This is a genomic window from Variovorax sp. YR634, from assembly GCF_900106655.1.
Taxonomy (GTDB): Bacteria; Pseudomonadota; Gammaproteobacteria; order Burkholderiales; family Burkholderiaceae_C; genus Variovorax.
This window is the reverse complement of sequence record NZ_FNOL01000018.1, coordinates 24,544-35,120: the sequence shown is the minus strand read 5'-3', so window position 1 is coordinate 35,120 and position 10,577 is coordinate 24,544. Positions and strand designations below refer to the sequence as shown.

At 66.2% G+C, this 10,577-nt stretch carries 15 protein-coding genes; 9 read left to right on the top strand and 6 right to left on the bottom strand.

Translation table 11 applies throughout. The features are described from left to right. The first annotated feature begins 180 nt into the window (after positions 1-180). Positions 181-1,008, top strand: a complete 828-nt coding sequence (locus BLV60_RS24860; RefSeq protein WP_093057958.1) for a DUF7822 domain-containing protein — start codon at positions 181-183, stop codon at positions 1,006-1,008. On the opposite strand, the gene BLV60_RS24855 is transcribed toward BLV60_RS24860, so the two are convergent. Continuing rightward, a complete protein-coding gene (locus tag BLV60_RS24855; protein WP_093057957.1) occupies positions 1,009-1,800 on the bottom strand; it encodes a 4'-phosphopantetheinyl transferase family protein in 792 nt (263 codons plus the stop codon). Positions 1,801-2,016: 216 nt separating this feature from the next. Between BLV60_RS24855 and BLV60_RS24850 the strand changes: the two genes are divergently transcribed. After that, a complete protein-coding gene (locus BLV60_RS24850) occupies positions 2,017-2,265 on the top strand; it encodes a hypothetical protein (protein WP_093057956.1) in 249 nt (82 codons plus the stop codon). 7 nt (positions 2,266-2,272) lie between these two features. Here the strand turns inward: BLV60_RS24850 and BLV60_RS24845 are convergent, their stop codons facing one another. The 5 genes from BLV60_RS24845 to flgA form a co-directional block, all read right to left on the bottom strand. Further along, positions 2,273-3,106 (bottom strand): winged helix-turn-helix domain-containing protein, encoded by an 834-nt coding sequence (locus BLV60_RS24845; protein WP_093077324.1) that lies wholly within the window; start codon positions 3,104-3,106, stop codon positions 2,273-2,275. A 49-nt stretch (positions 3,107-3,155) separates the two neighbouring features. Further along, entirely contained in the window at positions 3,156-3,578 is a 423-nt protein-coding gene (locus tag BLV60_RS24840) for a YadA-like family protein (protein ID WP_256329568.1), read from the bottom strand. Positions 3,579-3,583: 5 nt separating this feature from the next. Further along, complete coding sequence (locus tag BLV60_RS24835; protein WP_176928919.1) at positions 3,584-4,042, bottom strand: flagella synthesis protein FlgN; 459 nt, start codon at positions 4,040-4,042, stop codon at positions 3,584-3,586. Then, complete coding sequence (gene flgM, locus BLV60_RS24830) at positions 4,039-4,362, bottom strand: flagellar biosynthesis anti-sigma factor FlgM (RefSeq protein WP_093057954.1); 324 nt, start codon at positions 4,360-4,362, stop codon at positions 4,039-4,041. The genes BLV60_RS24835 and flgM overlap by 4 nt, the downstream gene beginning before the upstream one ends. A 74-nt stretch (positions 4,363-4,436) precedes the next feature. After that, entirely contained in the window at positions 4,437-5,141 is a 705-nt protein-coding gene (gene flgA, locus BLV60_RS24825; RefSeq protein WP_093057953.1) for a flagellar basal body P-ring formation chaperone FlgA, read from the bottom strand. A gap of 220 nt (positions 5,142-5,361) precedes the next feature. Between flgA and flgB the strand changes: the two genes are divergently transcribed. Genes flgB through BLV60_RS24790 form a run of 7 tightly spaced genes read left to right on the top strand, consistent with a single transcriptional unit; the run spans position 5,362 to position 10,563 of the window. Beyond that, complete coding sequence (flgB, locus tag BLV60_RS24820) at positions 5,362-5,772, top strand: flagellar basal body rod protein FlgB (RefSeq protein WP_093057952.1); 411 nt, start codon at positions 5,362-5,364, stop codon at positions 5,770-5,772. Between the two features lie 24 nt (positions 5,773-5,796). Beyond that, positions 5,797-6,219: a flagellar basal body rod protein FlgC gene (flgC, locus tag BLV60_RS24815; protein ID WP_093057951.1), complete on the top strand. Its 423-nt coding sequence runs from the start codon at positions 5,797-5,799 to the stop codon at positions 6,217-6,219. 50 nt (positions 6,220-6,269) lie between these two features. Then, on the top strand, positions 6,270-6,953 hold the full coding sequence (locus BLV60_RS24810) for a flagellar hook assembly protein FlgD (protein WP_093057950.1): 684 nt from the start codon (positions 6,270-6,272) through the stop codon (positions 6,951-6,953). A 49-nt stretch (positions 6,954-7,002) separates the two neighbouring features. Beyond that, positions 7,003-8,223: a flagellar hook protein FlgE gene (gene flgE / locus BLV60_RS24805; RefSeq protein ID WP_093057949.1), complete on the top strand. Its 1,221-nt coding sequence runs from the start codon at positions 7,003-7,005 to the stop codon at positions 8,221-8,223. A 43-nt stretch (positions 8,224-8,266) separates the two neighbouring features. Next, entirely contained in the window at positions 8,267-9,013 is a 747-nt protein-coding gene (flgF, locus tag BLV60_RS24800) for a flagellar basal-body rod protein FlgF (protein ID WP_093057948.1), read from the top strand. A 54-nt stretch (positions 9,014-9,067) separates the two neighbouring features. Further along, on the top strand, positions 9,068-9,850 hold the full coding sequence (gene flgG, locus BLV60_RS24795) for a flagellar basal-body rod protein FlgG (protein WP_093057947.1): 783 nt from the start codon (positions 9,068-9,070) through the stop codon (positions 9,848-9,850). Next, positions 9,850-10,563, top strand: coding sequence for a flagellar basal body L-ring protein FlgH (locus BLV60_RS24790; RefSeq protein WP_371127402.1), 714 nt, complete (start codon positions 9,850-9,852; stop codon positions 10,561-10,563). The genes flgG and BLV60_RS24790 overlap by 1 nt, the downstream gene beginning before the upstream one ends. Positions 10,564-10,577 lie beyond the last annotated feature (14 nt).

The window sequence follows — 10,577 nt, the reverse complement described above, 5'->3', positions numbered from 1 at the left end:
TGAATCACTATTTTGATATCGATGGCGACAAAAAAGTGATGCCTCTTATTGGTGCGTCTTTGATTTTGTTGAAGTTTTTTCTTAATTTCAGGTTTCCTGGGAATAGTCATTCAGCCGGGCCTACCTCCTAGAATCGGGCAGTAGCGCTCGAACAATGGCGCGCGAATCAGGGAGTTCCAGATGGCCAACCGTTCCTATCTCTACAGCGTCAGCAATCGGCCCGGCGCATATGCCGACCGCCCGGAAACAATTTCGGGCCTGTCCGAATGGCCGTACGACGTGCCGTTCATGTACCGGCTTCTCATGTCGGGCGATCCGCAGCTGTGCGCCTCGCTGGTGTCGGATGGCTTCGATGACGACGAGCCGGAGCACAAGGTCAGGCTCCATGCGATCAGCAGCAGCTTCGATCCGGGCTTCGAGCGCGTGCGGCGTTTCATCGACATCGTGCGGTCTCTCCTCGCGGCGCAAGCATCAGCACCCGAGCCGCAACCTGCCGTTTCAGCGCAGCCGGTGTCTTTCCTCGGGCGCCTCAAGCGGCTGGTTTCGCCACAGACGGAAGCGGCCCCTGCTGTACCGGCGAGTGCGTCCACGGCGCCGGTGCATCTGCCCATCTGGCTCGACGAGACGATCGCCTTCCTCGAAGCCCATCGCGACCGCTACCTGCTGCTGGAGACGATCGAGCTCGACACCATGTCCGAATCAGATGAGGCGGCGCTGCGAGCCTGCGTGGAGCAGGAGATCGCGCGGTGCCTGCGCGTGGGCGCTGCCATCGATGCCCTGCCGGCCGACATCGCCGAGGCAGGGCGACAGCTGAAACAGGCGACCACGCAGAAGTGCGCCGCCCCGCTCGACGCCTTTTTCGGGCTGCGGCTGGACGATGACTGCGACAGCACCCGCACCGGCGCCACGGAGCACCCGCTCGGTCTGCAATGGTCCGAGGTGCTGTATTTCGGCCTGTGGAACCGAGCCGAATTCGAGGCGGAGCGCGGCCAATCAGCCAGTCAGTAGTCAGCTGCCTGCTGACCGGCGCGTCACCGTGCCCTGGAATTCCCCGAACGACGCAAGCAGCGGCGTTGCCTTCCGGCACAGGATCTGCACGTCTTGCGGTTGAGTTCGCTCAAGACAGAGGGCCACGGCGTGCGCGTTGTCCGGCTGAAGCTGCCAGAACTGCCAGCGTGCTGCGGAATCTTCGAGGCCGTCCTCGAAGTCGATTGCCACGCGATTGGCGTCGTCGAAGCTGAAGGAAAACCGGTCCAGCGGCAGAGACAACCCCATTCCGCGCGCCTTGATATAGCTTTCCTTGAGCGTCCAGAGATCCCAGAAGCGTGAAGGCTGAAGCCCGGCCGGAAGCTGCTGCAGCTCTTTCGCCTCCCTGGCGGAGAAGAAGTTCTCAGCAATCTCCAGCGGGGCGGCCCTTGCCGTGTGCTCGACGTCCACGCCCACTTCGCGCTCCACTGTCAGCGCCGCCACGATGAGCGAGGCGCTGTGCGAAATATTGAAGCGAAGGCGCTGTGCCTGCGGCAGTGCGTTGGCGATCCGCGGGCGCCCATAGGCGTTGTTCTCGAACTCCCAGTCCTGCGGGGCGATGGGTGCATAGCAGGAGAGAAGCGAGCGGATCAGGCCCCGCGTCATGAGATAGCGGCGCCTGTCACGGGCGAAGTGAAAGCGCCCGTGCCTTTCGCGCTCTTCGGGCGCCAGCAGGGCCATGCCCTTTTCTTCGCAGGTGGCGTCGTCGTCCTGTTCGGGGACGTACAGGTGCCACAGGTGAACCTGGTGCGAGTCGATCTGCAGTTGTTGCATCCGCAATTCTTGCTCGGGTGGCGCGATCTTCCATGACGCCAGCGCTCTTATTTTCCGGCCTTCAGTTCGGCTTAAGGTTGCCGGCTGATACTCGGGTGGACGGTCTGCTGGCGTTGGTAGAGGTCGCTCAGGCACCCGCCCATTGGTGGCGGTTCCTCGAGGCTGGCGATCGTCACATTTTCAAACGGCCTGCGGAGAACTATTCTTCGATACGCCATGACCCAAGACCCCGTCGACTTCAATCTCCCTGAAGGCTGGACGTGCCGGCTGGACCTCAAAAAGACCCTGGAAGGCACCTATGCCGGCAAGGCCGAACTCCGGCAGGGACGGGTGCAGCGCTGCGTGTTCGTGCTGACGCAACAGCCCTCGCGCGAAGCAGCGCTCGAGCGGGTCCGCTCCCGCGCCCGGTATTTCGTCGACGAATGGACGACCCGGCGCCGCCGCGGGAGCGATTCCCAGGCCTGACAGGCTCCTACGCCCGTGCCTGGGAGATTTCCCCCAGCCAGATCGGCTCGTTCGACGTGTCCGGAAATCCCGAGTCGTCCACGGTGCCTGCAATCGGCGAGCCCGGCACATGGCGAAGCTCGTAGCCCCGTCCGTACACCGAGTGCAGCATGAACTCGCTGTCCTTGTGCAGCGACAGCTTGCGACGGATGTTCGCCACGCAGCAGTCGAGCACCCGGCTCCTGCGCTCGACCTGCGAGTCCATCCACAGCGAGCCCAGCAGCCAGTCGCGCTCCAGCAGCCGGCCGGTATTGCGAAACAGCAGCAGCGCCAGCTCGAATTCGCGCGGCTTCAGGCGGATGTCCTGCCCCTTGTGCACCACCACCTTGCGGCTGCCGATGAACTGGTAGTCGCCGAACAGCGCATTCACCGATGGCGGATGCAGCAGCGTCTCATTGCGCCGCAGCGCTTCGCGCACGCGCAACTCCACCTCGAAGTCGTCGACCGGCAGCACCGCGAAATCGATGCTCGCGCCCTGCGCTTCGGGCTCCGCCGCCAGCAGCACCTCGGCCAGCAGCTCGCGCTGCAGCGCATTGGCGACCAGGAAGATCGGCAGGCGCAGCGCCTTGCACATCGACGTCAGCACCGGCCACGCGCCCTCGTCCTTCAGCACCACCAGCAGCAGGTCGAAGTGGCTCCCTTGCGTGCCGCGCGTTACCGCGCGCAGAAAGTCGTCGCTGCTGTCGAAGGAAACCGGCGCGCAGCCCATCAGGCTCAGCCGTTGTCCCCATGCCTGCGCCTGGGCCTCGTCGCAACCCACCATGGCCACCTGGCGCGAGCCGCCGTGAGCGTCGTTGTTCATGATGTCGAGGGGTCCGTGTGTTGGTGATGGTGAGGGTGGAAGGGCTGCTTCAGCGGTCGCCCGCGCGCGGCAGCTTCCAGCCGATGCCGGCGTTGAAGCCCCAGTCCCGGCCTGCATTGGCGATGGCCATGCCCCAGGCCATCTGCCCGTCGTCCGACAGGGTCTTGAAGCCGAGGCTCGCCGCCGTGTAGCCCTTGTAGGTGCCGACGGCCAGGCCCACAGTTTTCTCGCCGGGGTAGAGCGTGGGCACGTACGCAGCCGACATGGCCACGGCCATCGCCGTACCTGAGTACGCGATGCGCTCCACGTCGCGCAAGGCAGCGGGCACCTGTTGCAGCTGGCCGAGGTTGATCACGTCGCCCGGCAGGGCGCCCGGCGCCACGTTGGTGACAAGCACGCCGTCCGCCGCGCTCGCCACGCCGTGCACGGCGGTGGCGTACAGCCACAGCATGACCAGCAGCCCGGCCCGCACGGCGATCAGCCCGCCGCGAGGCGGTTGCCGCTGCCCGCCTGTGTCTTGCGTACGCCGTCCGGTCCGTAGAACAGCTGCGCGCTGGCCTGCAGGAAGTGCAGGGCCTGTTGCGTGAAATCGAGATGCGCGTAGACCATCGAGCCGTTGCGCAGGTTGTGGCCTCTTGCCTGCCCGGCAAGCTCCAGCAATGCAGCCCAGGCTTGCATCACGTCCGGGCCGCCGGCTGCTGCGGCAGCATCCGCACCCACGCGGCCAGGCTCGAAGCCCAGCGCCGCCTGCATGGCTTCGCGCTGCGTGTCCAGCTCGGCCATGCGGTCGAGCAGCACGGTCTTCTGGCCGGCAATGGCCGCCAGGTCGGTGAACGCGCCGTCCGACATTGCCTGGGCCTCGCGGTCCAGCACCGACAGGAATTCCTCGATGCAGGCACTCTCGGTGCGCAGGTGGGTCAGCAGGGTGGGCTTCATTCGTTGCCGCCCTTGCCGCTGTTCGGGTCGAGCCTGGGGTCGAGCAGGTCTCGCACGCTTGCCAGCAGGCCGTCGGCGATGCGCTCGGGGCGGATCTGGTAGCGCCCGGCGCGGATGTCCTCGCGGATCGCCGCCACGCGGGCCGCATCGAAATCGCTGGCAGTGCCCGCGGCGCTGGGCAGCGAATGAACGTGCGCGGAAGCCGGCGCCGCCTCCTTGGGGCGCTGGGCGGCTTCGGCGCCGGTCACCGTAGCCGCGCCCGGCGCGGGCGTTGGGCGATGAGGGGGCGTGGCCGAAGGGGCGGGTTGATCGATTTTCAAGGTGATTCCTCAGGGGCTGACCCGTATATCGGCAGCTTGGGCAAGAACTTTAGGCAGGGCGTGCACGAAGCTGCTTACTGGGCGAGCTGGATCTGTCCCTCTTCGTCCGCCACGCCGCTGACCAGCCGCCCGTCGCGGGTCTTGGCCTGCACCACGGCACCGACGACGGCCCCGGTCATGGCCTTGCCCTCGGTGCTGACGACGAAGCCCTGGCCCTGCGCCACGACTTTCACCGCCTGCCCCTGCTGGATGACGGTAACGCCGCGTACCAGCTCCTTGCGCAGCGGCGCGCCCGGCGCCACCCGGTTGACCGTCACCACGCCGGCCAGTTCGGCCGCGCTGGTGATGACCGAGCGCGGCAGCCGCGTGAGGTCACCGGTGCGCTCGGCAACGTCGCCCGCGCCCAGCGGTCGGCCCGAATCGATGGCGCGCGCGGCCACGAAATAGCTGCCTTCCACCGCGACGTGTGCCTGCACGTAGCGCGTCCACGGCCGCTCCGCCTGGCAGCGAACGCCCACCGACACGCGCCCCCAGGGTGTCGCGCCCGGCGGCAGAAAGGCTTCGGGCGCATCGCAGGCGGGCAGGTTGGAGGTGCTGCGTGCGTCGATGTTGATCGTCACCTTGCCCGGCAAGCCCGCCGTCTGCACCCGCAGGTATTTCTCGATGACCGTATCGACATCGGCGGCATTGGCATCGGCAGCGGCGGCGAACGCGGACGCCGTGCACACCACGGCCACCAGTGCCGGCAGGCTGCGGTTGCGAAGCTTGAAGAGGGTCATCGGGTGTGTCGGAAAAGAGGGCCTGGATTGCGGCGCGCCACAGCAAGAGGGCGCATGCCGCCGCCCGGAAATTCTAGAAATCCGCCCGCCGATCGAAGGTGCGAGCAGCAGGCGAAAACCCCCTTTGTTCGGGCGATTGCAAACGCGATGCATGCATAGACTCGCTTTCCATCTGTCGCTGCGCTTGCGCATTGGCGACGCCTCAACGGATGGAAAAAAGATGATCGACAAGCTGGATGCGGCGCTTCGTTTCAACCGCGAAGCCCTCAACCTCCGCGCCGAGCGCCAGGAAGTGCTCGCGGCCAATATCGCCCATGCAGACACGCCCAACTACAAGGCGCGCGACTTCGACTTCGGCTCGCGCCTGAGCGAAGCCGTCGAGCGCGGCCGCGCGTCGGCGCAGTCGGTGTCGCTGGCCACCACCTCGTCGCGCCACCTTGCAGGGCAGGCGCAAGCCGCGTCCGACAAAGACCTGCTCTACCGCGTGCCCAACCAGTCGAGCCTCGACGGCAACACCGTAGAGATGGACGTCGAGCGCATCGCCTTTGCCGACAACGCACTGCGCTACGAGTCCAACCTCACCGTCATCAATTCGAAGATCAAGTCGCTGCTCTCGGCGATCCAGCAGTAACAAGAAAGAAGAGCGGCCGCCACCATGCCCTTCAACAGCACCTCCATGAACATCTTCAACGTGGCGGGCTCCGCCATGACCGCGCAATCGCAGCGCATGAACGTGACCGCCAGCAACATGGCCAACGCCGAGAGCGTGGCCGGCCCCGACGGCATGCCCTATCGCGCGAAGCAGGTGGTGTTCCAGGTCGAGCCGTCGGCATACGGCGCCGGGGACATCGGCGGCGTCAAGGTTGCGGGCGTCATCGAAGACCAGTCGCCGCCGCGGCTCGTGTTCGATCCGAAGAGCCCGCACGCCAACGCCGAAGGCTACGTGGCGATGCCCAACGTCAACGTGGTCGAGGAGATGACCAACATGATTTCCGCCTCGCGCAGCTACCAGGCCAACGTCGAGGTGCTCAACACGGCCAAGACGCTGATGGTCAAGACGCTGTCCATCGGCCAGTAAACCTCTCGCCAGATTCATCAGATCCACCAGAACAGAACAGGCACCACGCCATGGCCATCTCCGACACCTCGTCCATCACCGGTCAGAACGCCACTTCAGCGGCGACCAGCAGCAACGTCTCGAACGAAGACAGCGAGCAGCGCTTTCTCAAGCTGCTCGTCACGCAGCTGAACAACCAGGACCCGCTCAACCCGATGCAGAACGCCGAGCTCACCTCGCAGCTCGCGCAGATGAGCACCGTGAGCGGGATCGAGAAGCTCAACAGCACGCTCTCCGGCCTGGTGAACCAGACCAGCTCCAACCAGCTGCTGCAGGCCACCTCGCTGATTGGCTACAACGTGCTGTCGCCGGGCGACACGCTCACCACCAAGGCTCCCGAAGAGGGCAAGGAACCTGCCTCGCAGGCCTTTGCCGTGGAGCTGCCGGGCACTGCCTCCGACGTCGACATCAAGATCGTCGACGGCACCGGCAAGGTCGTTCGCACCATCAGCGCCGGCTCCATGACCGAAGGCGTCAACGCCGTCACATGGGACGGCAAGGACGACACGGGCGCCGTGGTGCCTGCGGGCGCCTACCGCTTCACCGTCGAAGCCACCAACGGCAGCGCGACCGTGAAGGCCACCTCGCTCACCTTCTCGCAGGTGGCCGCGGTCAAGCAGGGCACCAACGGGGTCTCGCTCGAACTGATGACGGGCAACAACATCAGCCTGTCCGACGTGCGGCTGTTCCTCTGAGCTTTCTTCTCAAAACGCATTCAACGCAGCATCGAACCAAGGAACCAACATGGCTTTTTCCCAGGGCATCAGCGGACTCGGCGTGGCCGCAGCCAACCTCGACGTCATCGGCAACAACATCGCCAACTCGGGCACCGTCGGCTTCAAGTCGGCCGCCGCCACCTTCCAGGACGTGTACGCGGGCTCGCGCGTCGGCCTGGGCGCATCGGTGTCGGGCGTGACGCAGAACTTCACGCAGGGCGTGACGCAGTCGAGCAGCCGCCCGCTGGACGTGGCCATCCTCAACGGCGACGGCTTCTTCCGCCTGAGCAGCCCCAGCGGTGAAGTCATGTACTCGCGCAACGGCCAGTTCACGCGCGACAAGGACGGCTACATCGTCAACGCATCGGGCCTGCGCCTCACCGGCTTCGGCGTGAACGCCAGCGGCGGCATCAGCGGCGGCACGCCGGCGGCCATCCAGATCCCCACCGCGGCCATGACGCCCAAGGCCACGACCGGCATCAACGCCGAGTTCAACCTCGACGCGCGCCTCACCACGCCCACCAAGACGCCTTTCAACGCGGCCGACTCCGACACCTTCAACTACTCGAACGCCGTCGGGCCCATCTACGACTCGCTGGGCAACCCGCACGACGTGTCCGTGTACTTCGTGAAGAGCGCCACCCCCGCCAACACCTGGAGCGTGTACGGCACCTCCGACGGCGCGGCGCTCAACGCCGGCGCAGCGCTCACCACGCTGACCTTCGACTCCGCCGGCAAGATGACCGCGCCGGCCAACGGCCAGCTGAACATCGGCCCCATCACCTTCACCAACGGCGCCGCGGCGCTGAGCGCCACGGTCGACCTTTCGGGCACCACGCAGTTCGGCGCGGCCAACGCCATGAGCAAGCTCGCGCAGGACGGCTACCGCTCGGGCGAACTCACCTCGTTCTCGATCAACGCCGACGGCACCATCACCGGCAAGTTCTCCAACGAACAGACCAAGCTGCTGGGCCAGATCGTGCTGTCGTCGTTCGCCAACCCGAACGGCCTGGAGCCCAAGGGCGACAACGTGTGGGCTGAAACGCAGGCCTCGGGCAACGCGCTCACCGGCACCCCGGGCGAAGGCACCAAGCTCGGCGCGCTGCAGTCGGGCGCGCTCGAGTCGTCCAACGTCGACCTCACCTCCGAGCTGGTCAACCTGATCGTCGCGCAGCGCAACTACCAGGCCAACGCGCAGACCGTGAAGACGCAGGACCAGGTCATGCAGACGCTGATGAACATCCGCTGACGCGGCAACAGCAACGCAGAACGACTGACACCAGGAGCACCCAGTGGATCGAATGTTGTATGTCGCCATGAGCGGCGCCAAGCAGGTCATGGAACAGCAGGCCTCGGTTGCCAACAACATGGCGAACGTTTCCACGCCGGGCTTCCGCGCGCAGATTGCCAACTTCCGCGCGGTGCCCGTGGTCGGCCAGGAGGCGCCCACGCGCGCCTTCGTGGCGGCCACCACGCCCGGCGCCGACTTCACCCACGGCCCGCTGACCGAAACCGGCCGCGAGCTCGACGTGGCCGTGAGCGGCGAGGGCTGGCTGGTGGTGCAGACGGCTGACGGCGGCGAGGCCTACACCCGCGTGGGCAACCTGCAGATCAGCGCCGACGGCCAGCTCACCACCATGGGCGGGCGCCCGGTGGTCGGCGACAACGGCGCGCTCACCGTTCCGCCCGGCTCCAGCGTGAGCATTGCCACCAACGGGCTGGTGGGTTCGCGCGACGCATCTTCGACCACGCTCACGGGCATTGCCGAAGTGGGCCGCCTCAAGCTGGTCAACCCGCCGGTCGCCGATCTCGAACGCGGCGACGACGGCCTGTTCCGCATGCGCGCCGGCCAGCCGCCCGCCGAGGCCGACGAGGCCGTCACGCTCGTTACCGGCGTGGTCGAGGGCAGCAACGTCAACCCGGTCGAGGCCATGGTGGCAATGATCGCCAACGCGCGCAGCTTCGAGATGCAGATGAAGTCGCTGCAGACCGCCGACACCAACGCGCAGGCCGCCAACAAGCTGCTGGCCTACGGCTGATCCGCTGATCCGTAGCAGCGCGCCCCGCAACACACCCGCAGGATTCTTCAAAAAATGATTCGCTCCCTCTACATCGCCAAGACCGGCCTCGACGCGCAGCAGACGCAGCTCGACGTGGTTTCGAACAACCTCGCCAACGTCGGCACCACCGGCTTCAAGCGCAGCCGCGCCGTGTTCGAAGACCTGGTCTACCAGAACCTGCGCCAGGTCGGCGGCCAGTCGTCGGACCAGACCCGCCTGCCTTCGGGCCTGCAAGTCGGCACCGGCGTGCACGTGGTCGCCACCGAGCGCATCCACTCGCAAGGCAACCTCACCAAGACCGACAAGCCCACCGACGTGGCCATCAACGGCAGCGGCTTCTTCCAGGTGCTGATGCCCGACGGCACCACCTCGTACACGCGCGACGGCTCGTTCCAGACCGACCGCGACGGCCAGCTCGTTACGGCCAGCGGCTTTCCCGTGCAGCCGGCCATCACCATTCCGGCCAACGCCACCAGCATCACCGTGGGCCGCGACGGCATCGTCTCGGTGGTGCAGGCGGGCAACACGAACACCGTGCAGGTCGGCCAGCTTCAGCTTGCGACGTTCGTCAATCCGACGGGCCTGCAGAGCAAGGGCGAGAACCTGTATGCCGAGACCGACGCTTCCGGTGCGCCCAACCAGGTGAACCCCGGCATCGACGGCGCTGGCGTGCTGAGCCAGGGCTACGTCGAAGCCTCGAACGTGAACGTGGTGGAAGAGCTGGTCAACATGATCGCGACGCAGCGTTCGTACGAAATCAACAGCAAGGCAGTCCAGACTTCGGACCAGATGCTGCAGCGCCTGGCCCAGCTGTGATGTTGCGGGGTGTGCGTCTTCTTCGTGGGAGTGGCGCGGCCGCGAGAGCGCTGCTGCTTCTTGCCGCCGCGGTGCTGGCCACGGGCTGCGCGCAGATTCCGCGCGAGCCGCTGGTGCACCAGCCGATGACTGCGCGCGCCGACAACTACGCGGCTATGCAGCCGCGGCGCGCGCCCGGCGCGATCTTCCAGGACGGCCCTGGCGCCAATGCACTGTTCGAAGACCGCCGCCCGCGCAACGTCGGCGACATCCTGACCATCGTCATCAGCGAGAAGGTCAATGCCACCAAGAACTCCGGCGCCAACGCCAGCCGCACGGGCAGCACGACCGGCGTGTTCTCCGCCATTCCCAAGCTCATCGGCGGCCTGCTCGACGGGCAGGGCACGAATCTCTCGGGCACCAACAAGCTCGACGCCAAGGGCGGAGCCAACGCCAACAACACCTTCAACGGCGTGATCACGGTCACGGTGACGGACGTGATGGGCAACGGCAACCTGCTGGTGAGCGGCGAGAAGCAGATGGGCATCAACCAGGGCACCGAGTACATCCGCTTCTCGGGCGTGGTGAACCCGCGCACCGTGTCGGGCAACAACACCGTGCCTTCGACGCTGGTGGCCGATGCGCGCATCGAGTACTCGGCCAAGGGCTACATCGACGAGGCGCAGACCATGGGATGGATGCAGCGCATCTTCCTCAACGTCATGCCATTTTAAAAATGACTTACCCC